The sequence below is a fragment of the Vibrio mimicus CAIM 602 genome (assembly GCF_000338875.1).
GTDB lineage: Bacteria > Pseudomonadota > Gammaproteobacteria > Enterobacterales > Vibrionaceae > Vibrio > Vibrio mimicus.
The window spans coordinates 188,616-213,131 of sequence record NZ_AOMO01000024.1 but is presented as its reverse complement, the minus strand read 5'-3'; the positions used below and the strand labels follow the sequence as shown (position 1 = coordinate 213,131).

Below are 24,516 nucleotides of genomic sequence, written 5' to 3'. Positions count from 1 at the left end.
CAGGGCCTCATAATGGGATTCTTATGAGGTAATTGCATGAGCTGTGCCAATTTAAAAATTTTTAAAATTCAATTAGTTATTCTTGTTTTGTGATTGATGGAACTCAAATTTTATTTTGAGAATGAATTTGAGTTGCGCGCTTAGGAACGAATACGTGGCAGAACGGTTAAAACAGGCACTTGAGTGATGCGTTCTAACTCATCTTGGCGACGAATGGTGGTATCAAACAATTCAAAGAGAACGGCAAGGCCAGAGCCTAAAAATAACCCAGCGAACCAACCCGCAAGAACAAATACCCACACAGGTAGGTTGGCTGTAGTGGCTGGAGTGTATGGGATATCAATAATTTTCACTCGCTTGTTTTGCTCAAAGATGCCTAATGAGCCAGTTAATTGAGCCATCTCGTAGCGCTCCATCAACTGATCATAAAGTTGGCGTTTCATGTTGGCGTCACGCTGCAAGGTTTGTAGCTGCTTGGCATCATCCCCAAAGCTGTAAGCTTGTTGTTCCAGTTGGAGAATCATGGTTCGCAAACTTCGAGTTTCCTCGGTCAGTGCCTCAAATCGTCCACGAGTGGTTTGGAGGTTTTGTAACTGGGTAATCAGCAGGGGCTGGACTTCACCTTTTTCCGCACCGGGAAGGCGGCTGGCCATATCCCATAATTGATCGCTGCTCATCAGTTTTTTCTCTTGTTGAAGCATTTGATGACGCTCAGCTTCTAAACGATCCAGTTCACGCTTTTTGGCTTGTACAGCACTGTGTGAATCCGTGTAGCGAGCTTGCAGTAAAGTGAGTTCGCTGCGTATCGCAATAATCTGCTCTTCAATTTTTCCTACCACAGGGTTGGTTTTAGAAAGCTGCTGATCTAAAGAACCCAAACTCTTTTCAACCCCTGCCAGCTCGGCTTCTTTTTCAGAGAGGGTTTGTTTTAAGCTTGCCAACTGATTCAGCACTTGGGTTTGCATCTCTGGTGTCGAAGAGATGTGTTTATTTCTAAATTGAGCGAGGGCGCTTTCGGCAAGTTCCAGCTCTTGTTTGCGCTGCTCAATATGAATGGTTAAGAAATCACTGGAATCACGAATGGATGAACGTTCTGGCGCGAGTAACTGCTCAATGAATTGATCGCTGACGGCTTGCAGAGTCTCTTTCATCCCTTCTGGTTTATTTGCTGAAAGTTCTATCTTGATGAAGTCCTTACCCAATTGCGAGATAGAGATATTGCTGGATAGGCTGCGAATCACGCTCTCGGCATCGCGTTCTGACATCTCAGGGGTGATTAAGCCGCGGCTTTCTGCGACTGATTTTAGGACGTGACGGCTTTTGAGTAAGGTGGTGAGCGCATTCATACGGTCGTTGAGCATGGTCGAAACGGCCAGGTCTTCCAAAAAAGGGTTCATCTTGGCCGTTTCTTGGATCAGCATGCTGGTGTGAGCTTGATAACGCGGAGGCGCCAAGCTGCCAATAATCCCACCGATGATGGGTAAAATGAGTAGGGGAATGGCGATGATGTAGCGTTGTCGCCATGCAGCACCTAACAGAACCATCAGCCGAAACTTGAGATCGTTCATAGCTGCTCCAGCAGGTTGGATAACCACATACTCCGCGAATGCCAACTGTCTTGTGTGACACACTGAGGAGAAGACGGGCTTAATGAACGATAGCGTGACAATGCCGTGATCATCTGCTGAGCATTGGATACCAAATGGAGCTGGTCCTGATAGCGTAACGCTGCTGGGTACGGGCTCGACAAAATAGGTTTACCTATCGCGAGATATTCCATCAACTTAAGCGGGCTGCAGGCGCGAATTTGTTCATTAAGCTTAAATGGTAATAGACTAACATCCCAATGTTGGCAATAGCTTGGTAGCTGATGGTGTGGACGACTCCCCAACAAATAGACGTTTTCTCTTAGAACTAGGGCTTCTTTTTCCAGCTTATTGGGGCCGATAAACACAAAATTCCAATCGGGTAAGGCGGCAGTTACGTGATTGAGCATCTTGCAATCTAACCATTCAGAAAGGCTACCGTAGAACCCGGCAATTGGCCGGCCATTGTTGGGCAAATCATGGGCACGTTCTGCTGGCGTGGTAAAGAGTTTGAGGTCGACACCATGCGGTAGAAAATGGGTTTTCTGAGCAGGAAACTTCTGCTGCAACTCTTGGCTGGCAGCCAAGATTAATTGTGCATGGTCGACCAAACGATCTTCATGCTGGGCAACTGTGTCGTGATCGACGCCGTCTAAAGCTGCAAAATCATCACCGCAATAATACACCACGGCGGATTCGCCCAATTCGCCACATAAATCCGCAGCCGTGGGCAGTGAACTCCATAAAATAGGTTGGTTAAGTTGTGCTCGGCGCAAAATGGGTTTCAGCTGAGTCAGCATCGCGGTTTTGGCCAGCGCTCTTGCCCATGATGATCGAGGGGCGGGAATGGTTCGCAAATTGACGACCTGTATCTGCGCGGGCGGAGCAACTTGAGTGGAATAGGTTTGGCGGGTTTGCCCCCGGAGTTTTTGCCACACTCGAGCCATATCCCGCCAGTTCAATTTAGGTTGGCGAAGGCCAATCGAATTGATCCAAAGGACTTTTCGCTCGCGAGAGAGTTGCAGAATCAGGTGCTGAGTGCTGGAAGGCAAACCACCAAAATCCTCACCAAAAACAATCAAATCACGCATGGCTTCCCCCTAGTTCTAAGCTTTTTACGACTCGAGCTGGGTTACCAGCGGCCAACACAAACGCAGGAAGATCATGAGTGACCACACTGCCCGCCGCCACAATAGTGCCTTCACCTATGGTGACGTTACGCATCACGCATACATTGGTTCCTAACCACACATCACGCTTAAGATGGATTGGACCAATCTGATCATCGGTTTCTGCTTCGCCACGAGCTCGGGCTTCTGGATCAACTGGGTGACCGGGGTAACCACACAGAAAGGCGCGGCCTGCAATGCGTACATTGTCTTCCAAGATCACTTGTGTACCGACTGCAATGGTGGTTTGCCAGCCAATCCCCACATTATTTCCGATGATTAATGTGGGGTTGAGGCTCTGGCTACGGCCAGAAAAGGTGGTTTGCCCCGAAATGCGGCAACCATGGCCAATGTGCAGTTCTAACGGGCCTGAAATGTAGGGTGTGCCACCGTAGAGCCAGAGTCTATTGCCACATTTTTTGGCTCGGGCGCGAAAGGCGGGGGTGTAAACCAAAGTTCGCATCACACTGCCCAGCAGATTGTGTAGGGTGAGATAAACCACGCGGATCAGGAAATTGATAAAAGAAGGAAAACGCAGCTCCCAACTTCTGATTTGTTTGAGCGTACGAAAGAGTGTTTGCATGCGTGGGTCAGGGTGTTGTTTTAGCCACTGTTTAGTTTGAGCCGTTTTTGCAATCCACATAACCAACTCCTTTTATTGGTTGAGTAGATCTTTTACTTCAAAAGTTGTGCCTGATTTTTAATAAAATAAAATCAATGAGTTGTCATTTTGTCTGTCGAATTGGGAGCCTCATTCTCAATTTGAGAATGGTTTTGCGTAATGTGTGCAACGGCCACAGTTAACGCCGCCAAGATGTAAATGGGCCAGTTAAAACCTTGAGTTAGGAAAGTACCGGACACAATCGTACCGGCTAACGCGGCAAAAATGGCGTGTGCGTTGGCAAAAACAAACAGTGGTGCGGAAGGCGTCAGCAGGCTGATGGTGTGTCGTGCCGTTTTGAGCAAAGAGATGATAAAAACAATAAACAGAATGAGCCCCAAAAAGCCGGTTTCCGCTAATACTCCAAACCAAGTGCTGTGTACGGCGTGATTGAGTCCATCCCAGTGTGAGCTGTAGAAATAGTAGTTAAAGTAAAAATTATCGAGCCCGACACCAAAAAAGGGGTGGCCTAACGCCATACGAAAAGCGGCCTGCCATGCGTAAAGTCGGCCCATAGCTGAAGCATCGACCCCTTCTTCTGCATTACCGCCAGAGGCACGATCGGAAATGCCCGCTACGCTATACAGCAGCAAAGCGCCGATACCGCCTATGGCGATCAACAGCGTTTTGTTTTTGATCAGACGCCACGCAAAAAGGGCAAACACGGCGAGTGATCCGAGTAATCCGCCACGGCTTTGGGTGGCAATCACCGCGGCCATCAGCATCACAGTAACAATGATACCCAGCAGCCTTAACACGAATGGCATGCCACGGGTGGTGACCAAAGCAACCGCAAACGCGAGTGGAAACATCAAAACCAGTGATAGATCATTGGGGTCACCTAACATAGAGCCGAGTTCCCGGCCAACCGTGACACGGCTCCCTTCAACTAACCCAATGCCGTTGATTGAATTACTCAGCGCCGCAAACGCGACGATGGCACCGGAAATCACAATGGTCAGCATGGCTTTTTTAAGATTGGCGGCACTGTTTACCAGCCAAACAATTGCCAAAGACATCACCATGATTTTCCAGTAAATATTCTTAAAGTACGCAATCGCGATACCACGGTTTGATGCTAAAACAATACCGATACAGACCACTAACCAGAACAGTGAAAGCCAAGTTAAACAAGGGTGCCAGTAGAGGTTTAAAGTCCGACTAATGAGGCTGTGCCACAGTAATGCAGACAGTGCGCCAACCGAGAGTAACAGCGGAATTTTTAGCGAATAAAGCACGGGAATGGCTTCATGCAGACGGAAGAAAGAGAAGGCGACAAACAGTGTCACTAGCCAGAAGGTTTGGCTGAGCACAAACAGTGCCCCCAGCGGTAATAACGCGATCACCAAAGGCAGCACAGGGTTTGGTATGACATACCAAGCTGCACTGAGCAAGATGCACAAGATGATCACGATTATTTTGACATTCATGCCGCCTTCCTAGTCCGGCGAGTTAAGTGGCTTTGAACCCAATCGATTCCCCATTGTTTCATGGGGAAAGGAAAGCTCACCCAACCCAATTTACAGCTTAGCAGTAAACCCAAAATCGGCAGCAGTGTTCCCCAAAATACTAGTCCAATCAGGCTATTGATCTGCATAGCAAGGCCAAAGCTGGCAAGCATAAAAGCAAGTTGGGGGATAAAGCGCAGCAGTTGTAGCGGAATAGGTTGTATGCGCTGACTGAAATAGCTGATTGTCAATAAACGCAGGCATTGAGCGGAAGTAATGGCACTGGCGATACCCATCACTCCCCATTGACTGAACAACCCACACAATACGACAGCCAACAAGGCACTGAACAAATTGATTTTAAAAAGTAGAGCACTGCGTTTTTGGTAGAGCACCCCGATATTCAGTAGTTCAGCCCACTCTTTACAAGCCGCGCTAAGTAGAATGATCAACAATATTTTTTGCGCAGGGAGATAAGTGGCAGGCAATGCAAATGCGATAAACCATTGCCCCCAAAACGCCATGCACAAAGACAACAGCAACACATAAGCCATGCCGATTCGAGTATAGCGCGCTACCGCGTCACCGCCTTGCTGTTCGAGCATGGCAAAACGTTTAGGCATCCACCACATACCAAAAGGTTGAACGAGTAAACACATTGCAAGGGAAAATTTTGCAGCAATAGCGTAGTAGCCCAAGGTCTCTAGTGCGGTTGTGCTGCTGATGAACCAGCGCTCAGCGCCATTTAAGCCGTAAGCCACCATAGCAGAAAGCATCAGAGGTAAGCTGTAGCGTAAAAGCTGAGTGGCGTGTGCTGGGTAAACCAAACGAAAGCGATTAATGAAGGTTAAAGCGACAAACTGACAAACCCGAGTAAATGTACCTGCAGCAAGCACTCCCCATACGCTAGGTTGTGTCATGAGAACAAACAAAATAAGCGTAATTTGCAATGCGCTACTGCCGACACTGATCAGCAAAAAGAGCTTGGCTTTTTCTTGCATACGTAACCAGGTTAAATGCAGTGACACCGGGCCTTCAAACAGCAGTGCCAGCAGCAGTAAAGTTAATTCAAAGCGGCTGAGTGGAATGGCGTTTAACAACTCAGGGAAAAGCTTGAGCAGCCCAAGCCCCAAACCACACACCAGCATTGAAAAAAGCAGTGAAAGCGTGGCGAGATGTGATGCTTGATGTTGACGTTGTTCCTCAGACGTTAAATTGGCTGTGAAACGATACAGGCTCTCGTGCATGGAGGCTGTGCTGATGATGCCAAGCAGGGCACCACAAGTGGCGAGTAACTCTAAGCGACCGAGCTGCTCCGCACTTAAATAACGTGCAATCACGGGCAACATGATCAGAGAAATACCTTTAATCAAGAGCAGGCTTATCCCATACAAGGCGAAGTGAGATAAAGCAGAAGGTATGGCTGGGCGCGGGTTACTCATAATCTTGCCTCACAAAAAATGGTAAGAAGATTGGTGGGAGTGAGAAGGTGCAGCCCCCTGTTGAACACTTTGCGCTATCGGCCAATAACACTCTTCAGCATGATAGTGTTGAGCAATATCCAGAGCTTGATTGCCGAGTCTTTGGGCGAGATGAGGCTCGGTGATGGCGCGGTGCAGTGTTTCCGCCAAGCTGTTGGCATCATTGGGAGCGTACTTCAGGCAGTTGAGTTCATGAGTTAGCAGCGAATCCCAATACGCATTATCTTCAGGAATAATCACGCACATTCCCGCGGCTAAGGCTTCCAGTATCGATAATCCAAAAGGTTCTTGCTGGCTGGTGGAAACGAACAGATTGCATTGGCTGCGAATGGCATCCAAATCTTGAGGATCTTCATGCCAATTGACGTGAGGCAGAGACCTCGGAGCGTGACTGGTGGGCAGGTGTGTTTGCTGTGGTTTGATATAGCAAATGTGGGTGGTTGAAGGAACCCGTTTGACCAGTTGTTCAAGGGATTCAAGCAGCAAATCCAAGCCTTTCCATTTGAGTAAGGAAGCCGCCCAAAAAATGCAGGGTGAATGATACTGGCACTGAGTGGGCCACTGCTCGATAGGCAGGCCATTCACAAATTCTTGGCTGTGGCGGCTTGCTAAAGTAAACGCAGCGAGGGTTTGGGCATTGTCACTACCGAATGAGGAAGCGTAGTAGTGGCTCAACGCCTTGAGCAAACTCGGTTTACTTGAAGGCAGATAAAACAGCTTATTCGCTTTACTTAAGTAATAACCCGTTGCGCGAGATTGCCCAACCGGGCCGTGTACCAATTGAATCAAGGGGATGCGAGTCACTCGCGCGAATAAGTGCAGCGCCATATCGACTCCGGGGCCAGAACTACCCAGAAGGAGATGAAAGCGCGGACAGCGTAGGGCAAACCAGCATAGCCAGAGGAAATAAACGCCGTGTTTGAGCCAATAACTCAACCCTTGAGTCGCTAACCCCAAATTGCCACAACTGGGGAGTGTGATGATCTTTACACTGTGTTTTGAGTTGAAAGCAGAGTGCTGCCAGCTCTCTGGGTGTTGAGTCACGATAGTAAATTGAGCCTGATTGGCACCCACTTGCTGGAGTGCCATACGGGTTGCGATTTTTGAGCCGCCTTGAAAGGCGATAGGATCAAAAATCAGACAATGAATAGCAGCCATATCAACCCCCTAAAGAAAAGCGTTGAGAAACATAGGTTTTGACTGGACGCCAAGTCGCCCAAAATGAGTCTTTATAGGTTGCAGGGCTTGAGAGGATTTGCTCGTAAAGCGCTTGAATTGCCGTGCGATTTTTTTCAAGCGTATGGGCGAGAAGAATATGAGCGTGAGCTTGCACCGCCATCATCTTGGCATCAATTGGGTTTTGTATCATCCAACGCATGGCTTCATGCATCGCCTTCGTACTCTCTTTAGGGTAGAGCTGGCCGTGAGTTTGGTGGCGTAGGATTTCAGGTATGCCGCCAGTGTCGGGAGCAATAATGGGGAGTTCGGCTAACGCCGCTTCGGCAATCACCAAACCAAATGGTTCTCTTCGGGCGCCACTGATAAACGCATTCGCACCTTTGAGCCAGCCCATGACATTGTGCTGCTCACCCACAAAATGAATGTGTTGTGAGAGCTTGAGGTAGTCACTCATCTGCTCAAGCGATTTTCGCTCAGAGCCATCTCCGACAATGATTAGATGGGCATTAGGGTGTTCCAACACGAAGAAACGCATCGCTTGTAAAAGACGATCCATACCTTTGCGTTTGATGAGTGAACCGACAGAGATGAATAAAAAGGCATCGTCATCCAACTGTAGTCGTTGGCGGAGATCCATTGCAGGCAATGGCTCAAGCCGCTCAGTATCAATTCCATTATGGATGACATGAATTCGCTCAGCAGGGTAGCCGTCACTCATTAATTTATCGGTAATGGCATAGCTGACGGCAATGATGTTCGGAACGCGATGGAGAGCAAGAGTGAGCCGATCACGAGCTGGGTAATCCGAATGCAGTTGAGCAAGCCAAGGCGTTCCTGTCTCGTTCGCGGCTTTCCCAATCCATTGGCAGGGCGCGGCGCTGTTGACATGAATAAGGTCGATTTTGCAATTCTTAATCAAGGTCTTCGCGGTATTAACCAAATTCCACCAGCCGAACAGTTGAAAGCGCGGAGCTTTCCATCCCAGCAAAATCGGGAAAGGGCTAAGCACACTGTGAATCCCCATTTTGCTAATCTCTTCATGCAGCATGGCGTTATTGGTCCACAAGAAAGGTAAAAAGCGGCTGCGATCCAGATGGAGCAGGTGATCGATCAAGCAGCGTTCACTGCCGCGAATCCAGTTATCCCCGTAATGCACAAACAAGACATTTTTTCTAACTGCCATAGTGCTTTCCTTATGATTCGAAAATGGTTGAAAAGTCGTGTGACGTTGCGAAATAGAGGTTTCGTCAATGACAACGAGGCTTAGCTAGCGCAGGCCAAAATGGAACCTTAAGAGAGGTAAAGCAAAGCGGATGCCAAAAAGAGCCCCGTTTAACCTAATGAAAAATAAGCAGTAATTTTGAAGGTGCTTGACGTTCTCAATATGAGAATCAAATCGGTTTTTGATAATGTGTGAGGAGCTGCGGTATTACCGCGGAAGAAGAGTAATGAGCCAGTACGCTTTCCCGCGCAGCTAAGCGTAGAGCTTGTTGCTTGGTTTGGGGTAGCGTTTGCCAGTGCTGCAGTACATCGCAAAAGGCTTGTTCACTGTCTGCCAGAAAACCGTTTACGCCATGTTGGATCAGCGTGGGTAACTCGCCAACCGGAGAAGCGATCACCAAAATGCCTTGAGCCATGGCTTCCAAGGCCGCCAAAGGTAGCCCTTCGGCTCGCGAGCAGAGAATCAGTACGCCAACGTTTGGCCATACTGTATGCATATGAGTTTGGTGCCCGTGCCAACGGATATTGCTTGGTGATTGAGTAACCAAATCGGTATAGCAAACGCCATCTCCATACACATCAAACATCATGTCTGGCAGAGATGCGGCGATGGTGATCATCCGATCGGGGCCTTTTTCTGGGCTTAAACGCCCAACAAACGCGATTTGTTCACCATGCTTGAACGTGAGCTTATCCGTATCAACAAAGTTATTCAGTCGAGTCGTGTGAAAAGGCACTTTGCGTGCAATATCGTTACTGACAGAAAACGAGTGATGCGAGAGAAAGGCCGTATAGCGATCACACCAGTCATACAGCTTAACTCGGCCAACTGGCGTTTCACCGGCGTGATAGGTGGTGAACTGACGTATGGGCAAGCCAGAGCGTTTGACCGCTAATCGACTGAGTAAGCTCGCCTTATAGCCGTGAGCATGCACAAGATGAGGTTGGTAGTGACGAAGGGCTGCGAGTAATGCTTGGTTGAGTGAGCGCTGAGGTACAGCGTCAGCCAAAATACAAAACGGAATGTCGGTTTCGCTGAGTTTTTGCAGCAAAGGTGTATCGCTTTGATAACGTCGCAGAATCACCACCACGACGGACTGTTGATGCTGCTGCAACCCTTGAGCCAATTGCAGCACATGGCTCTCTATGCCGCCAAACACGCGGCTGTCGATCAACAGCCAAAGGCGATGTTCGAGCGCAGCACAAGGCGGCAAGGAGTTAAGAGTGGCTGGCTTCATCCTGTTCCCACGCCAATTTTTTACGGTAAACCGTGGAGGGACTCAGTTCGAGCAGCACGGCAGCATTGATGACATTTCCATCACAAAAATCAATGGCTTGCTGAATTGCTTCTCTCTCTACCTGCCACATAGGGCGAATGACCACAGGATTATTATGAGTCGGTGTGCTGCTTTCACGCGGCACACTTTCTGCGGGTGAAGAGGCAAATCTCTCGGGTGTGGCCGTTTGAAGTGGCAGCTCACTTTCTGGTTCATGAAATACGGCGGCTTTATGGACGATAGATTCAGCCGCTACATTAGCAGGGGTGATAGAGGCCGCAGGAACACTATTTTTAGCGAGTATTTGGTTGGGCAGATGCTCAGGTTTAATGGTTTTTTCGTTATTGAGTACGACAATATTGCGGATCACGTTCTGCAATTGGCGCACGTTACCCGGCCATGAATAGCTTTTGAGGATTTTTTGCGCATCACGGCTAATCTCGGTGAAGCGTTTTTTATCTTGTTTGGCATACTGGGTTAGAAAGTGGTTGGCGAGAACCACAATGTCAGTGCCTCTTTCGCGTAATGGCGGCATCTCGATGGGGATGACATGGACACGGTAGTAAAGATCCTCACGAAAACGTCCCGCTTGCACTTCTTCTAATGGCTGGCGATTGGTCGCGGCGATGATGCGCACATCCACTTTTTGCTCTTTATCAGAACCGAGTGGAGTAAAGGTGCCTGTTTGCAGGAAACGCAGCAGTTTCTTTTGCATCTCCAACTCCATTTCACACAGCTCATCCAGAAACAGTGTGCCACCGTCGGCTTGCGAGGCAGCACCTTTGCGATCTGTGGTTGCGCCTGTGAATGCGCCACGGGTGTGCCCGAAAATCTCACTTTCTAACAAATCTCGGGGAATCGCCCCGCAGTTCAGGGCAACAAAGGGTTTTTCACGGCGTTGACTTTGGTTGTGAATGGCTTGCGCGCACACCTCTTTACCCGTGCCGCTTTCACCAATAATAAATACGCTTGCGTTGGTGGGGGCAACGGATTCAATCATGTTGTAGACGGATTGCATGGGCAGGGAAGCACCAATAAAGCCATGGAACCTTTCACGCTCTAAGCGGTGTTCTAAATCTTCGACAAGAGAGGCAAGTTTTGAGCGTTGAAGATGAAGATTGATCGAGGTTTTTAAGCGATCGGCTTTGATTGGTTTTTCGAGAAAATCTTCCGCCCCTTTGTGGAGTAAATTGACCGCAATATCGACGGAGCCATGGGCGGTGGCGATGATCACTGTGGTGGGGATTTCGTGCTGATTAATCCAGTCGAGGATCTCCTCTCCAGACATGTCCGGCAGTTTCAAATCGAGAATAATCAACTCAGGCGGCGTTCTTTGTAAAAATTGAATGGCATCGCGCCCAGTTTCTACATGAAAGAGATCAAAAGGTTCATCTTTAACATACTGCTTATACAAAATGGCTAACGAGGTGGAATCTTCCACTAACAGCACTTTAGATTTCATCTCTTATCCTTAGTTTTTATTTACCTTTGTCATTGGCGTTCATAGCAGGCCAGCATTAGTGCAACTGTGTTTCAGAAAATAGGGCGCTTATTTTTCGCTACCAGCTCGCCATGGCGGTTGAGTATTGATATGCAAGATGTTTCTATTGGTATAGTACAGATTCTCAAATTGCGAAAGTGCGTTATTTAAGCCTCAAATCCCAGTTCTAAACGTTCTTGGCTGGCAATGAGTGACCAGTGCGCGATGCGAACCAATTTCGGATACAGAGCAGTTGCCTCATTCCATTGTTGCTTTTGGCAATGGCGTTCCATTTCACGAGCACAGCGCGATAAATGACGATTGCCTAATGCAAGAGAAGCGCTGCCGAGAGTATGCAGCTCAAACTCTAAAGCGGCGTGATCGGTGAGTTGTATGGCTTTTTCTATGTGCTGCAAGCGTATTTGGCTCTCTTCAATGTAGCTAGTCAGCAGCATGGGCATGATGCTGATGTCGGTATCGTGGATCACTTGTTGGATGATGGTTTCATCAATCCATTCTGCAGCATCGAGATCATGGATAGGGTCGTGCATGGGGAGTCCTCTAGCAAACCGTTAATGGGAATTAGGTGTAATTTGAGAGCAAATCGCTACCGAGTACGGTGCGAATCCAACGTTCTCGCCACCGCTTCGGGATAAAAGAGAGTCGATTGATCTCTCGAATCAGCTCTAAACGCAGAGGTGGCTGGTCACGGGCATTTAAAATGGTGCCCAGTAGGGAGATCTGATCTGACCCCAGTAACTCAATCGCTTTTTGCACTTGTTGAGTCGTGGTTGTGCCGCTCATCACCACCAGAACGGTTTTGTCACAAGCGCTCGCAACGCTTTGAGCGGGGATATTGTTTTTGTTTAAGTTGAGGATTGGAGAAGTATCAATAATGATCCGTTCATACTGGTTCAGCCATTGTTGAACCGCTCGTGACAGGGTATTGGGATCTTTATAACTGAGCTGCAGTGACCTTTCGCGCGGTACGCTCAACCCAGTAAAAAGCTGGTGGGTTTCTCGGTTTTCAACCCATTGCCGCCCATCGGGCGCGTTGAGCATTTCTACCTCTTTAAATGCAGGTTTAAACATGTTGAGGTCAACCAACAAGGCATCGTGGCCGGCCAGCAGGTAACGTTCAGTCAGCGCACTGGCGATCGACGTGACTCCTTCACCGGACTGACATGAAGTAATGCACAGTGATCGGCAGTTGGCTAACTCTGCGGCAAGGTAAATTTGCTCAATTTCGGCATGCGTGGCGGGAATCATGCTACAGCGCTCCTATCAGTAGGATAGTGGTGGTGATGCGTAAAACATCATCAATACTTTCGCGAGTTTTCTCCAATAGGCTTTCACTGCGATCTGGAATGTAAATGGTGTCTCCCGCGCGTAATACTGGGAGAGCATAAAGGTTCGCGGTTTTGCTGAATTCAATCAGGTCGAAGGTACGTGCTTGCCCCTGACAACAAGACATATTCACTATGGTGATTTTCTCTAGATAGGCCGATTGGCTCGGGCCACCCGCTTCGGCCAAAATATCGAGAATCGTCATGGTGTCACTGAACACGTAACGCCCCGGTTTATTGATTGCGCCTAGCACTCTCACGGTGGATTCTTTGGTGTTATCGAGCCAGTTCCGGTTCTTCTCTGGGATGTAAATGGTGTCTCCGGTTTTGATGTCGGGCAGCAAGTTCTCATCTCCCGTTTCAAAATATAAGGCGAGATTGAGCTTACTGACTCTGGCATAAGGCTTGTCTCGATGAGTCACACGCAAGTTGTGCAGATCCGCATCCTTGGTTGGGCCATCTGCGGCTGAAAGAATGTCCAGAAAATGCATATCGTTGTTGAAACGATAGCGGCCGGGAGCATTGACTTGCCCCAACACATAGATGGAAGCATCCGACGCTTGGCGAACCCATTGTGATTTGTTGTCCGAAGGGTCTTGAGGAAGATCGTGTATGCGAATGATGGTGCCAGCTTGAATGTGAGGCAGTTGGCTACGCGGCGCACCGCTTTGAATGAAAGCATCCAAGTCAAACACCTGCATTTGTTGACCATCCATCGCAATCTCAATACGAGTGGTATCCGCTCTCAGAGTTGGGCCACCAACATGAGCAAGCAGATCCATCAGATTCATTTCATCTGACCACTCAATGCGCCCCGGCCTAACCACTTCACCAATCACATTAACTGCTCGATCTGGTGCGACTTTTAGCCACGATTTTTCATTCATATCGGTTTTTTCTGGCACAAAAATCGCGTCACCGGATTGAATGGCAGGCGGTGCGGTGCTGGTGAGCCCTTCGGTGAAAGCGGTTAAATCGAAGCGGGTTACTTGACCATTGGCTTTGATGACTCGAATTTGTCTGGCTTCGGCAAAACGGGTTGGGCCACCTGCATTGGCTAAAATATCCATAAAGGTTGCCCCCGGTTTGCCTTCAAAAGCGCCCGGTCTGGCGACTTCTCCCATCACATACACCATATTGGCTCCCGCTTTAATTTCCTCCTCCTGTTTGGGGACAAACACGGTCGTTCCTGGAGAGAGGATCGGGAGTAAAGATTCATTACCCGAATCAAGGTATTGCTTAAGGTTGAACAGCTTAGGGTTGTTATCACTGATCACACGGATCTGCTCAACGGCCGCATAACGAGTTACGCCGCCTGAACGCATCAAAATATCCACCAAGTTGGTGTTAGCTTGATAGGTGAAGGAGCCGGGAGCATTCACTTCACCGAAGACTTTGATGGCCATTTTGGAGTCCGCACTGTCCCCCGCATTGGCCAGTTTAGCCGCATCAAACTCCTGTTCGATATTGCCGACGATCGGTGAAGCTGGCACAAAAAGTACATCGGTAGATTCGAGCTGGGGGAGAATGCTTTCATCGCCACTATCGAGAAAAGCTTTGTAGTTGAAAACGATTTTTTCGTCTTTACGTTTGAGTTGAAGCTTATCAAGCTGCGCCCCTTGGCGAGCGCCACCTGCGGCATGCAACGCCATTTGAATATCCGCGTTACTCGATAACGTATATTCACCGGGAGAGGCGACATAGCCTTGCACTGAAATCAGCAGTTGCTGCTCGGCAATAAAGACTTGGAGCGTGCTGATGTCGCGAAACACACGGCTCAAAGCATCAGAAACCGCTTGCTGCAGTTGGTTTTCATCGTAGCCCGCCACATAAAGTGGACCAACTTCCGGGAGTGTAATTCGCCCCCGTTTATCAACCTGAAATCCTTTATTGAGTGAAGGTTCACCGGGCAGGTCAACTTGTACTAAATCACCAATTCTTACGGTTTCTTCCGCGAAGCTAAGGCTACTCAGTAGCAGAGTGAAGCACAGCAGCAGAGCTTTAAAACTATTCTTGCTCATAGAGTTCTCCTCCTTGCTTAGAGAGGTTTGGACTATCTGCCGTAATAATTTCAATGCTGACGCGTCGGTTGGTTAATTTCACTCCCGGTGTTTCGCCGACGTACAAAGGAAGGGACTCGCCAAGGGAATGGGTGGTGATTCGCTCTGGCGCAAGGCCGAAAATCGTCAGGTAGCGCTTCACTTGTTCTGCTCGTCCCATGGCCAGTTTTTCATTGAATTCCGAATTACCGGATGAATCAGCATGCCCCGTTACCGAAAGTGTTAAGTCCTGACGAGCTTTCAGTTTGTCGGCTGCGATGGCTAAATTGCCCATGTATTTGGGGTTGATCTCGGTAGAGTTAATCGCAAATTGATTATCCACATTGAGCAGCCGATTCAACTCTTCAATCAGCGAGAGGGAGTTCGCAAATGACTGTTCATTTTGAGGTGGAACGCAGCGCGTTTGTGAAGTGACATAATCAAGTTGCTGTTCTAACTGATTCAAGCGTTTACGCTGAATGACCAGATCATTCGCAGCATCCAGCAGCAAGCCGCCATCAAGCTGCCTAGCGATCCGATTTTGCTTTTCTAAAGCCTGAACAACAGCAGCAGGAAAACACCATTTAGCGCCTTCGCGGATCAGGCTCTCCAAATGTAATTTGCTCAGTTGCCAGTCAAAACGTAGCCCATGTTCAGGGCCGAGCGGTTCATCCGGCATCACGGGGGCGAACTCCCCATTCATGTAAGCTTCTGCGATTCCACCGCGCCCTTCTTCTGGATACGAGGTGCACCCAGCGGTACCAAGTAAGGTGAACAAACCAATACTGACGATAGCTAACTTCATGCTCACCTCCTCAGGTGGGCTAATAAGTGCGAGAATTCACTGGAATGGCTTGGCCGATACGGAGCAGTTTAATAATTTCGAGAGGCTGACCAGTGGCATTCTCAATGCGCATTTTTCGTTCAGATTCAACGAGTCGCTTATAAAGATAGACCAAAGCACCAACACCTGACGAATCTAAAAAGGTGACATTGCGAAAATCCAACTCAACTTCTTGGTGAGCATCTTTCCAGATCACATCATCAATTATAGGCTGAAGAAAACGGCTACCTTCCGCATCCAGATTGCCCTCTATACGAAGTGTGACTTGGATATCGCTATCAACAATGGTTCTGAGTTCCATGGGTGTCTCCTTACTGTTTACCAATCTTTCGATGCGTTCATGAATCTGTCAGCATCTTTGGGTTGCATGTAGGTAATAGAGCAGTAAGTGTGCCAATTTAATTATTTTTAAATATCAATAAATTACGTTTATTTCTATGTGCTGGTTTTTCAGTTTTGAGAGCATTGTCATTTTGAAAATCATTTTGAGACAAGGTTATTGCTGGGCAATTTTCGTGATAATCATGCGGTGATCTGAACCTAAAGAGGGAAGAAACCCTTGTCGGCTGCAAAGAGAAAACTGCGCTGACTTAAGCCACAAATGATCAATGCTGATCATGGTAAAAGCGGGGGTAGGGTAATGGGTTAACCATTCTGGCCATGAAGCCACAGGCCGAGTTTCAAAGCCTTCAAAATGGCTTCTAAAACGTGCATTCATGCTTGAGAGGTTGAAATCCCCTAACACTATGGTGTTTGCCATATCGCTTTCGCTTGCCAGTGTTTCTACATGAGCAAGCATGGCATTACGCTCTTCCCAAAGCGTGGAATTTCTTGGAGAAGGTAAGTGCGTGGCAATCAAACGCAAGGAGGTTTGAGGGGTGATTTGCCAATCGCCCTGCAGGATTTTATTTTTCTCTGTAAAAGGTTTAACAAAAAAATGCAGGATGGCTTCTTTGCTGAGAATAAACTGGCTTGAGGGCACTTTTGCATGGGTTTTACCACCGTAAATGTACGGGTAGATGTCGTCCAAAGTGCTGAGCTTATCTTCAAGCGCAGGAGCCACTTCCTGCAGTACCACTAAATCGGCTTGCTCTTGCAGTAAAAGGTTGAGCAGCCGGTTGTAGTCGGTATTTTCGTAGAGTGCATTGAACTGGATGATTTTCAGCGAAGAGGAACAATGCGCTGCACTCTGATCTTGTGAAACCTCGCCGTTTTTTTGAGTTTGCGGCATCACTTCATTTTTACTACTTGGTATGAACCAGATTAAAGCCAGCGTACACAGTGTGCTACCAACAAGTAAGACTCGGTAGCGCATTAAGAGCGCAATCAATATTAAAAGAGCATTAAAAGCTATTAGCCCAATTGGATAGCTAAAAAGATTATCTAACCACCATATGGGCATGGGGTAATACAAACTGGTAAACCAAAGTAAGTTCACCCCAATGAGTAAACCACCAAGCCCTTTGTTGAACATGAGAGCGCGAATCCTTTTTACGGTTGTGTTGGTGTAAATACTTGCTGCAGTGGGGCGGAACCATCATAAAACCATATCTCGGCCAGCAAGCTGGATTGAGAAAGTGGATAACTGAAGCTAAAGGTTGCGACACCAAGAGTTAACGCTGACGAAGCAATCCGGCTTTCATAAACCGCTTGGTAAGTTCCATTGCCACTGGACGTATATTGACTATAGAAGGCAACAAAGGCTCGGTCAGTACGATAGGCGCTAATATCGGCTTTGACCTCAATTTGCGCGACCGGGTTAAAGCTAAATTCAGCGGGCACATTCAATTGTGAAGTCGTTACGCTGCTGTCACTACCAAAATCTTGTTGGGAATAATCATTGCTGGTGTTTGCTGTTGTTGAGGAGAGCTGCGTTATAAAGCTCATCATCACAGGGGTGAAATCCTTGGCGATGATTGCGGCCTCTTCGGAAGTCGGTTGCGTTGGAGAAGTCACGCTAATCGATGCTGTATCTCCTGAACCATCGCCACCGCCTCCACAACCGTAGAGCAAACATGAAGTGACTAATAGAAATGCGTTTTTCATGGTGTCCTCCTAAGGGTTATAGCAGTATGCGCAGTTGTTGAAGGCGTTGTTGAACCAACTCTGTTTCTGTTGCCCTGCTGATTGGGCGTAAGCACTGAACTGCGGATAAGTACGTACTAAATCGCTACGTTCATAGGGCCATTGCCATTCATCGGTGATCAGTAAGGCCCATGGCAGATTGTTCGCGTTTTTGAAAAAACGTTGTTGAGCTGGGTCACTGGTATCAACGCCAGCGCCATATAAATTAGCTGCATCAAACTTCTCAGTGGCAGGGTAATCGGCAAGATGAACTTCCCATTTGCGACCCGGTTGGAAGGTTATCCCTTCCCCATGATAAATACCGGGAGTGGCAAAAATGAAAGGATCATATGGCATTGCGATCAGCTGACTCACATCACTACTGCGCTCAATAGCAATGATAAGACTGAAGTTAAAGCCAATGTCTTCCGTGCATTGATTGTCGGTTCGGAAGTAAGTACAAAGCCGCGGGAATGCGCGTGAAAGATCCTCGGAAATGATGAAGATTGCTTCATTCGAATCCATCTCCAACCCGCTGTTTGGTTGCAACACATCATTGTGATACTGACGGGTTAAGTTGGTATCAATAGCACTGCGAGTAAGGCCTGATAAGCGAATAGCAAAACCGTTGTGATAACCCGCGCCATAAGCTGCAAGGTAGCCATCAATCCGAATCTGTGCGACTTGGTTATCTTGCAGTGTTTCGGTGACTCGGTAACGGATCACCACATCGTTCATGTCATAGTCGGCTAAATGTGGCCAGTTGTCCTCAAAGGCGACCGTAGCGTAAGTGGTTTCACTAGGAAAATAGCGTATCGCGACCCCATTCGCGGAGATGGTAATAGGGTAGTCTTCCACTTCTCCAGATGTTGAACCTCCGTACGCATTCAACCCTTTTTGTTGGCTAAAGCGAAAACGGCTCCAACTTGAACCCATAGTCGCTTGTTGGGCGACCGTGAAAATCAGTACATTTTGCCCGCTGTTCAGTAGTTGGTCGGTAAAGACTTGCTCTCCTGCATCATCAAAGTCGCCATCACGATTCCAGTCAAACCAAGCAGAAAGATAACCCGAAGTGGAAGCATTCACTGTGATTAATGCTTCCAGACCCGCTTCTAAAGCAGTGACAAAGCCAACCCCATCTTCGTCATCAATGCCGGCTTTGTCGTCACTGGCTGGAAAAGGCTGACCTGACTGTTCACCGTCTGGTGCTGAGCCTAACCATGTCACTCCATCCATTTGATGACGCGGGCCATTGGACGCTAATGTGGTACGGTAGCTATCCGGAGCATCACCAAAATCAATGGTTGAGTCTTCATCGATCACAGGAGCATTCGCACAACGCGCACCATCATTCTGGTTTGAGGACGGGCCGTCAGCAAAGTGCACGGCAGGAACATTGCCTTGCGCGATCAAATCAGGCTTTGAGAGATTAATCCGGAATATCTTTCCATCACTATTGCGTGAGATGTAGTAATAGCCATCCACATCAAAGTAGCCAGCGCCAAAAGTACCTGTTTGGCCGACATTACCAATGTAACTGCTGACACCCGTGTCCGTATCAAACAGATACAAGCCTCCGGTTGAGTTATCGACACCGTACAAGCTGCCATCTGCGGGATGAAAAGCGAAATCGGTGAGGTTGACTGTCGCTGTTGTCGAGATTTGTTCGACGATGAGTACCGCATTTGGGTCACTGTCTAAAGGACTTAGATCGATTTTAAATAAGCCTTTACCTTGTCGGTAAAGATAAAAAACATGGTTATAAACATCCCCAACAAAGAAGGTGTAGTCCTGCGGCAGTCCAAGGGTATTAAGAGTTTCTACCTGAAAATCAGAGCCTAACCGAACTAATCGCTTGTTGTTGGTATCGTAACCGTAGATATAGCGATCTTGAAAATCAAAGCCAACGGCATTGATATTTCCGTTTAGCCCCGTATTGCTTTGTAGCAGAGCGGTTTGCCCCGTTACTAAGTTCACACCATAAACCTGTACCGGAGAAGCTTGGAATAAATACGCTTTGCTTGGACAAGTTTCAAAAGGTGCAGCGATAGTTCGAATAGAAACCAACATCAACATGATGAAACACCATAATTGTAAGTGCATACCGTCACCTAGTTTGTTGTGGAAGGTTGATAAGGTAGATGAGCAAAAAACAAGCCAAAATTAACTTATTGTTTTTAAATGAATTCGTTTTCTTATCTCAATTTGAGAACAGAAATAAAACGCAGGATTGATGATGTATTGAGAGCCGAATTTTTAGGAAATGACATCGATTTGAGGTGAGAGGCTTGAGTAAAGCTTTCAAGCTTCTTCACCAAAAGGAGGGGGGATAGAGGTGGTTCCCCTGCTTTTAATGAGCCGTTTTTTACTCACGAAAACAATATGTAAGACATGTGTCGCATTCGTGTAAATTATAAATAAATTATTACACATAATAATTATGCAGTTTTTATGCTTAAGGTGGGTTTTGAAAATGCTGCCTCTATGTATTTTTGTAGTGAATCTTTCTGATAAAAACGATTGCCTAGAACATCTTGTTATGAAATCGCCGTAAAATCAGTATGCAGAAGATTATGTATGCAGCTTTGTAGTTATTGATAAGGTAAATTCTAGTTCAGATAGTATTTGATATTTTAATTCACTTTTGGTTTAAATGTGCTCCCGAGATGAAAAAGAAACGTCATTCTTGTTCGATGGTTAATTAACCATCTTCAAAAGGAGATCTTTACCGGATGTATTGATCTTGATAACTCGTATTTTACGGCATGGAGTGCGCTTGTAAGTGTTATCATATATTTTACGAAGGTTGGCTTTAATTGTTCCAACATTCTTAGGTATTACTATTCTAATTTTTGCCATCACTCGATTTGTTCCGGGAGGCCCGGTCGAGCGAATGTTAGCCAGTATGCAGTCAATGTCTGACAGTGCTAATTATTCGTCAGTGAGTGAGAGTAATGCTTTATCCGATGATCAAATCGCACAGCTCAATGCATTTTATGGGTTAGATAAGCCTGTTCTAGAAGCTTATTTCGACTGGCTAAGTAAAATAATTGTGCTCGATTTTGGTGAGTCAACTCGCTATTACGAACCTGTCAGTGAAATGATTGCTGAACGTTTACCTGTATCCTTATTTTATGGCGGTATGACGTTTTTTATTAGTTACTTTATTTCGATTCCTCTTGGGTATTATAAAGCGATAAAGCATGGCTCGGTGTTTGACTCCGCATCATCGATTCTGATCTTTGTTGGCTATGCTCTGCCAGGCTATGTTGTCGGTGTCTTTCTCATCACGGTGTTCGCATACCACTTGGAATGGTTCCCGATGGGGGGATTTGTAGGTGATGATTTCTCTGACTATAAAACCTTTTCGGAGAAGTTTAAAGACATTATGTGGCATGCAGTTTTACCCCTTGTCTGTTACTTAATTGGTGATTTCGCAACATTAACGATGACCATGAAAAATAGCCTGATGGAGAACTTGTCAACTGATTATATTCGTACGGCTATTGCGAAAGGTTTGCCATTTAATAAGGCGGTAAGAAAGCATGCGTTACAAAATAGCTTGATTCCAGTCGCAAGTCATTTTGGTAATTCATTGCTATTTTTCATGACAGGTTCATTCCTTATTGAAGTGATTTTTAATATAGATGGTATTGGCCTTCTTGGTTATGAATCTATTATGGAACGTGATTATCCGGTCGTTATGGGGATCGTGGCAATTAATGCGTGATGCTAATGGTCGGGAATATATTGTCTGATTTGTGTGTTGCAGCGACAGATCCACGAGTAAGGTTTGGTGAGTAATGATAACAATCAGTCCATTAACCAGAAAAAAACTCAAAGCGTTTAAAGAAATTAAGCGTGGATATTGGTCATTTATTCTTCTTTCAATTTTATTGGTTCTTTCACTGTTTGCAGAATTTTTTATTAACAGCCGAGCCTTAGTAGTGAAATACCAAGGTCAATGGTATTTACCTGTGGTGAGCAGTGTTTACAGTGGTACACAATTTGGGTTGGATTACTCAAGTGAAACCGATTATCGTCAGTTGAAAACACTGTTTGAGCAAGAGAATGGCGATGATTTTGTTATTTTGCCGTTGGTGCCTTGGAATCCCTATGAGCAGGATTTTAGCGGTGAGTTTCCACCATTAGCCCCAAATGCTGAGACTCAACATTATCTCGGGACGGATGTCATAGGGCGCGATGTACTCGCACGATTAGTGTATGGATTTCGCACCGCGATGGGTTTTGCGTTGCTGACTATGGCCATCTCATATGCCATCGGCACTGTTGTTGGGTGTGCTATGGGGTTCTTTGGAGGTCGTTTTGATTTATTGGCACAACGCGTAATTGAAGTTTGGTCTATGGTGCCTTTCCTCTACGTCATCATGATCTTAGTTTCTATCACCCAGCCAACCTTTGTGCTCTTTGTGGCAATCAATGTACTGTTTGGTTGGATTGGGATCACCTGGTACATGCGTACCATGACTTACAAAGAGTCAGCACGTGAGTATGTAACTGCTGCACGGGCCTTGGGTGCATCGACAGCGCGAATTTTGTTCCACCATATTTTGCCCAATACGATGGTGATGATTGTGACGTTGGCACCATTTACGATTGCCGCCAACATCACGGCACTGACAGCGTTAGATTATTTAGGGCTAGGATTAATGCCACCAACACCAAGTTGGGGCGAATTATTACAACAAGGAAAGTCGAATCTGGATTCACCTTGGATAGTTGCTTCCGTCGTGACAGCGATTGTCTCTGTACTCGTCATGGTGACGTTTATTGGTGAAGCGATTCGCGCTGCGTTTGATCCGAAGAAGTACACACGTTACGTGTGATGGATAAGTAAGAATAGGGAAGGTTTAGCATGAAAAAACTCTTAATCGCATCCGCTATCGCAGCGGTCAGCACGACAGCCTATGCAGCTTCATTACCTAGTGATCTCCAGTGGCAAACCAACTGGGATGAACCCGTATTCGCTTCTCCAGAGGCGAAGCGTGGTGGTACGTATCGCACTCATTTACTGAGTTTTCCTCAAACATTACGCAGTGTCGGTCCGGATTCTAATTCGGGTTTAAGAGGTCATTTTTTGGATGATGTTCCCGCTTTAGTCGCTAAACATCCTGATACCTTAGAGTGGATCCCGCAGCTTGCTAATGAATGGGCATTTGCTGGCGATAATAAAACGGTTTACTTCAAGCTTAATCCGCAAGCCAAGTGGTCTGACGGCGAAAAAGTCACGGCTGATGACTTTGTGTTTATGCTCAAATTTTATCGTTCTCCAGATATCGTTGCTCCTTGGTTTAACGAGTACTACACCACAGTCATCGAAGATGTGATCAAGATTGATGACCACACTTTTGCGGCCGTCAGCAAGGTTGAAAAGAACCCTGAAGACTTACTTTATACCTTAGGATCTTTTGTTCCCCGTCCAGAGCATTTCTATGCGAATCCGAAGAAAGATGAGAACAAAGATGGTATCGATGACGATTATGTCCGTCGCTACAACTTTGAAGGTGAGCCGACAACCAATGCTTACTATTTGGAAGAAGTGAAGAAAGGAAAAAGTATCACGTTTAAGCATGTGGGAGATGATTGGTGGGGTTACAGCAACCGCTATTATCAAAATCGTTTTAACGTAGATAAGATCCGCTTCACCATTATCCGTGATGAAGATATTGCCCTTAAACATTTCGAAAAAGGCTCATTAGATGCCTTTAATATGATTTTACCTGCGCTGTGGCATGAAAAAGCCAAGGGTGAACTCTATGACAAGGGTTACATCCACAAATTTTGGGGTTACAACCAAATGCCACAAGGGGCGGGTGGTTTATGGATGAATGTTTCCATGCCGCATCTAGGGGATGCGAACGTACGTAAAGGCTTAACTTATGCGACCGATTATGACGGCATGATTGAAAAAATCACGCGTGGTGATTATTCGCGTAAGCCTAACGCAATGGGTTTTGGACATGGTGGATATGATTTACCTAATCCACAACCACCACGCTTTGAGCCAGAAAAAGCCATTCAGTTTTTTGAGGCTGCTGGCTTTGGAAAAATCGGTTCTGATGGCATTCGCATCAACGCAAAAGGTGAGCGTCTTTCTTTCGCAATTACTTATGGCGTAAGTTCGTGGACACCACGTATCGCCTTTTTGAAAGAACAAGCAAAGCAAGCAGGCCTTGAGTTTACCCTCAATCTGGTCGATGGATCCTCAGCATTTAAGTACATCCTAGAGAAAAAACACGAGTTAGCATTTGTGAATATGGGTACATCGGATGTTCCGGCCTACTGGGAGTATTTCCATTCTGCTAACGCCAATAAACCTCAAACTAACAGCCACACCAATTACAGTTCTCCCCAGTTGGATGAGTTGATTGAACAATATAAAAATGAGTTTGATGTTCAGAAAAAGCAGGCATTGTCACAACAAATTCAGCAGTTGATTACGGATGCTTATGTCATCGTACCGGGATATATGGTGACTTACGCACGTGAAGCACATTGGCGTTGGATTCAATTTCCGAAAAATCCTATGACCAAGCGCACGCAAGCGATGTTCCCGATTGATCGTGGGATCGGCTTACATACTTTCTGGATTGATTCAGAGGTAAAGCAAGAAACAGAGAAAGCGATGAAAAGCGGCAAAACTTTTGAGCCTGTCACTATGCTTGATTTGAAGTACAAGCTGTAACGAGTAGGGCACTGG

The 24,516-nt window shown here is 46.7% G+C and carries 19 protein-coding genes and 1 pseudogene; 3 read left to right on the top strand and 17 right to left on the bottom strand.

The features are described 5' to 3' along the window. Nucleotides 1–140: 140 nt before the first annotated feature. From D908_RS13200 to D908_RS13280, 17 genes are all read right to left on the bottom strand, one after another. Nucleotides 141–1,568: a GumC family protein gene (locus D908_RS13200; RefSeq protein ID WP_005523543.1), complete on the bottom strand. Its 1,428-nt coding sequence runs from the start codon at nucleotides 1,566–1,568 to the stop codon at nucleotides 141–143. Further along, complete coding sequence (locus D908_RS13205; RefSeq protein WP_005523542.1) at nucleotides 1,565–2,677, bottom strand: glycosyltransferase; 1,113 nt, start codon at nucleotides 2,675–2,677, stop codon at nucleotides 1,565–1,567. The genes D908_RS13200 and D908_RS13205 overlap by 4 nt, the downstream gene beginning before the upstream one ends. Next, nucleotides 2,670–3,398: an acyltransferase gene (locus D908_RS13210; RefSeq protein WP_000264718.1), complete on the bottom strand. Its 729-nt coding sequence runs from the start codon at nucleotides 3,396–3,398 to the stop codon at nucleotides 2,670–2,672. Before D908_RS13210 ends, D908_RS13205 begins: the two co-directional genes overlap by 8 nt. A gap of 71 nt (nucleotides 3,399–3,469) precedes the next feature. After that, nucleotides 3,470–4,846: an O-antigen ligase family protein gene (locus tag D908_RS13215; protein ID WP_005523540.1), complete on the bottom strand. Its 1,377-nt coding sequence runs from the start codon at nucleotides 4,844–4,846 to the stop codon at nucleotides 3,470–3,472. Then, on the bottom strand, nucleotides 4,843–6,306 hold the full coding sequence (locus D908_RS13220) for a lipopolysaccharide biosynthesis protein (protein WP_005523539.1): 1,464 nt from the start codon (nucleotides 6,304–6,306) through the stop codon (nucleotides 4,843–4,845). Before D908_RS13220 ends, D908_RS13215 begins: the two co-directional genes overlap by 4 nt. A gap of 9 nt (nucleotides 6,307–6,315) precedes the next feature. Then, the gene (locus D908_RS13225; protein WP_005523538.1) at nucleotides 6,316–7,503 is read right to left on the bottom strand and encodes a glycosyltransferase family 4 protein; all 1,188 of its coding nucleotides are present in this window, start codon (nucleotides 7,501–7,503) and stop codon (nucleotides 6,316–6,318) included. A gap of 1 nt (nucleotide 7,504) precedes the next feature. Then, nucleotides 7,505–8,707: a glycosyltransferase gene (locus tag D908_RS13230; protein WP_005523536.1), complete on the bottom strand. Its 1,203-nt coding sequence runs from the start codon at nucleotides 8,705–8,707 to the stop codon at nucleotides 7,505–7,507. Between the two features lie 208 nt (nucleotides 8,708–8,915). Beyond that, complete coding sequence (locus D908_RS13235; RefSeq protein ID WP_005523534.1) at nucleotides 8,916–9,983, bottom strand: glycosyltransferase family 4 protein; 1,068 nt, start codon at nucleotides 9,981–9,983, stop codon at nucleotides 8,916–8,918. Continuing rightward, nucleotides 9,964–11,484: a sigma-54-dependent transcriptional regulator gene (locus D908_RS13240; RefSeq protein WP_005523532.1), complete on the bottom strand. Its 1,521-nt coding sequence runs from the start codon at nucleotides 11,482–11,484 to the stop codon at nucleotides 9,964–9,966. Before D908_RS13240 ends, D908_RS13235 begins: the two co-directional genes overlap by 20 nt. 185 nt (nucleotides 11,485–11,669) lie before the next feature. Further along, on the bottom strand, nucleotides 11,670–12,053 hold the full coding sequence (locus D908_RS13245) for an Hpt domain-containing protein (protein ID WP_000543862.1): 384 nt from the start codon (nucleotides 12,051–12,053) through the stop codon (nucleotides 11,670–11,672). A 31-nt stretch (nucleotides 12,054–12,084) separates the two neighbouring features. After that, nucleotides 12,085–12,771: an AAA family ATPase gene (locus D908_RS13250; RefSeq protein ID WP_000611704.1), complete on the bottom strand. Its 687-nt coding sequence runs from the start codon at nucleotides 12,769–12,771 to the stop codon at nucleotides 12,085–12,087. Nucleotide 12,772: 1 nt separating this feature from the next. Next, nucleotides 12,773–14,869 (bottom strand): SLBB domain-containing protein, encoded by a 2,097-nt coding sequence (locus tag D908_RS13255; RefSeq protein WP_005523531.1) that lies wholly within the window; start codon nucleotides 14,867–14,869, stop codon nucleotides 12,773–12,775. After that, complete coding sequence (locus D908_RS13260; protein ID WP_005523529.1) at nucleotides 14,856–15,692, bottom strand: OmpA family protein; 837 nt, start codon at nucleotides 15,690–15,692, stop codon at nucleotides 14,856–14,858. Before D908_RS13260 ends, D908_RS13255 begins: the two co-directional genes overlap by 14 nt. 19 nt (nucleotides 15,693–15,711) lie before the next feature. Beyond that, a complete protein-coding gene (locus tag D908_RS13265; RefSeq protein ID WP_000423442.1) occupies nucleotides 15,712–16,032 on the bottom strand; it encodes an STAS domain-containing protein in 321 nt (106 codons plus the stop codon). Nucleotides 16,033–16,227: 195 nt separating this feature from the next. Then, on the bottom strand, nucleotides 16,228–17,205 hold the full coding sequence (locus D908_RS13270; protein WP_005523527.1) for an endonuclease/exonuclease/phosphatase family protein: 978 nt from the start codon (nucleotides 17,203–17,205) through the stop codon (nucleotides 16,228–16,230). A gap of 17 nt (nucleotides 17,206–17,222) precedes the next feature. After that, nucleotides 17,223–17,777, bottom strand: a complete 555-nt coding sequence (locus tag D908_RS13275) for a hypothetical protein (protein ID WP_005523525.1) — start codon at nucleotides 17,775–17,777, stop codon at nucleotides 17,223–17,225. A gap of 9 nt (nucleotides 17,778–17,786) precedes the next feature. Next, nucleotides 17,787–19,898 carry an LruC domain-containing protein gene (locus D908_RS13280; RefSeq protein WP_032467546.1) on the bottom strand — a complete coding sequence of 704 codons (2,112 nt, stop codon included), beginning with the start codon at nucleotides 19,896–19,898 and terminating at the stop codon, nucleotides 17,787–17,789. 679 nt (nucleotides 19,899–20,577) lie between these two features. Between D908_RS13280 and D908_RS0119070 the strand changes: the two are divergent. The 3 genes and pseudogenes from D908_RS0119070 to D908_RS13290 all read left to right on the top strand — a co-directional run bounded on the left by D908_RS0119070 (nucleotide 20,578) and on the right by D908_RS13290 (nucleotide 24,501). Next, nucleotides 20,578–21,599, top strand: a pseudogene (locus D908_RS0119070) (ABC transporter permease subunit). Then, nucleotides 21,599–22,642, top strand: a complete 1,044-nt coding sequence (locus tag D908_RS13285) for an ABC transporter permease (protein WP_005523519.1) — start codon at nucleotides 21,599–21,601, stop codon at nucleotides 22,640–22,642. Before D908_RS0119070 ends, D908_RS13285 begins: the two are co-directional and overlap by 1 nt. Before the next feature lie 29 nt (nucleotides 22,643–22,671). After that, nucleotides 22,672–24,501 carry an extracellular solute-binding protein gene (locus tag D908_RS13290; protein ID WP_005523517.1) on the top strand — a complete coding sequence of 610 codons (1,830 nt, stop codon included), beginning with the start codon at nucleotides 22,672–22,674 and terminating at the stop codon, nucleotides 24,499–24,501. Nucleotides 24,502–24,516: the final 15 nt, after the last annotated feature.

Excerpts from the sequence above, each read along its gene's own strand:
- D908_RS13200 (WP_005523543.1), bottom strand. The coding sequence starts at position 1,568 with ATGAACGATCTCAAGTTTCGGCTGATGGTTCTGTTAGGTGCTGCATGG.
- D908_RS13205 (WP_005523542.1), bottom strand. The coding sequence starts at position 2,677 with ATGCGTGATTTGATTGTTTTTGGTGAGGATTTTGGTGGTTTGCCTTCC.
- D908_RS13210 (WP_000264718.1), bottom strand. The coding sequence starts at position 3,398 with ATGTGGATTGCAAAAACGGCTCAAACTAAACAGTGGCTAAAACAACAC.
- D908_RS13215 (WP_005523540.1), bottom strand. The coding sequence starts at position 4,846 with ATGAATGTCAAAATAATCGTGATCATCTTGTGCATCTTGCTCAGTGCA.
- D908_RS13220 (WP_005523539.1), bottom strand. The coding sequence starts at position 6,306 with ATGAGTAACCCGCGCCCAGCCATACCTTCTGCTTTATCTCACTTCGCC.
- D908_RS13225 (WP_005523538.1), bottom strand. The coding sequence starts at position 7,503 with ATGGCTGCTATTCATTGTCTGATTTTTGATCCTATCGCCTTTCAAGGC.
- D908_RS13230 (WP_005523536.1), bottom strand. The coding sequence starts at position 8,707 with ATGGCAGTTAGAAAAAATGTCTTGTTTGTGCATTACGGGGATAACTGG.
- D908_RS13235 (WP_005523534.1), bottom strand. The coding sequence starts at position 9,983 with ATGAAGCCAGCCACTCTTAACTCCTTGCCGCCTTGTGCTGCGCTCGAA.
- D908_RS13240 (WP_005523532.1), bottom strand. The coding sequence starts at position 11,484 with ATGAAATCTAAAGTGCTGTTAGTGGAAGATTCCACCTCGTTAGCCATT.
- D908_RS13245 (WP_000543862.1), bottom strand. The coding sequence starts at position 12,053 with ATGCACGACCCTATCCATGATCTCGATGCTGCAGAATGGATTGATGAA.
- D908_RS13250 (WP_000611704.1), bottom strand. The coding sequence starts at position 12,771 with ATGATTCCCGCCACGCATGCCGAAATTGAGCAAATTTACCTTGCCGCA.
- D908_RS13255 (WP_005523531.1), bottom strand. The coding sequence starts at position 14,869 with ATGAGCAAGAATAGTTTTAAAGCTCTGCTGCTGTGCTTCACTCTGCTA.
- D908_RS13260 (WP_005523529.1), bottom strand. The coding sequence starts at position 15,692 with ATGAAGTTAGCTATCGTCAGTATTGGTTTGTTCACCTTACTTGGTACC.
- D908_RS13265 (WP_000423442.1), bottom strand. The coding sequence starts at position 16,032 with ATGGAACTCAGAACCATTGTTGATAGCGATATCCAAGTCACACTTCGT.
- D908_RS13270 (WP_005523527.1), bottom strand. The coding sequence starts at position 17,205 with ATGTTCAACAAAGGGCTTGGTGGTTTACTCATTGGGGTGAACTTACTT.
- D908_RS13275 (WP_005523525.1), bottom strand. The coding sequence starts at position 17,777 with ATGAAAAACGCATTTCTATTAGTCACTTCATGTTTGCTCTACGGTTGT.
- D908_RS13280 (WP_032467546.1), bottom strand. The coding sequence starts at position 19,898 with ATGCACTTACAATTATGGTGTTTCATCATGTTGATGTTGGTTTCTATT.
- D908_RS13285 (WP_005523519.1), top strand. The coding sequence starts at position 21,599 with ATGATAACAATCAGTCCATTAACCAGAAAAAAACTCAAAGCGTTTAAA.
- D908_RS13290 (WP_005523517.1), top strand. The coding sequence starts at position 22,672 with ATGAAAAAACTCTTAATCGCATCCGCTATCGCAGCGGTCAGCACGACA.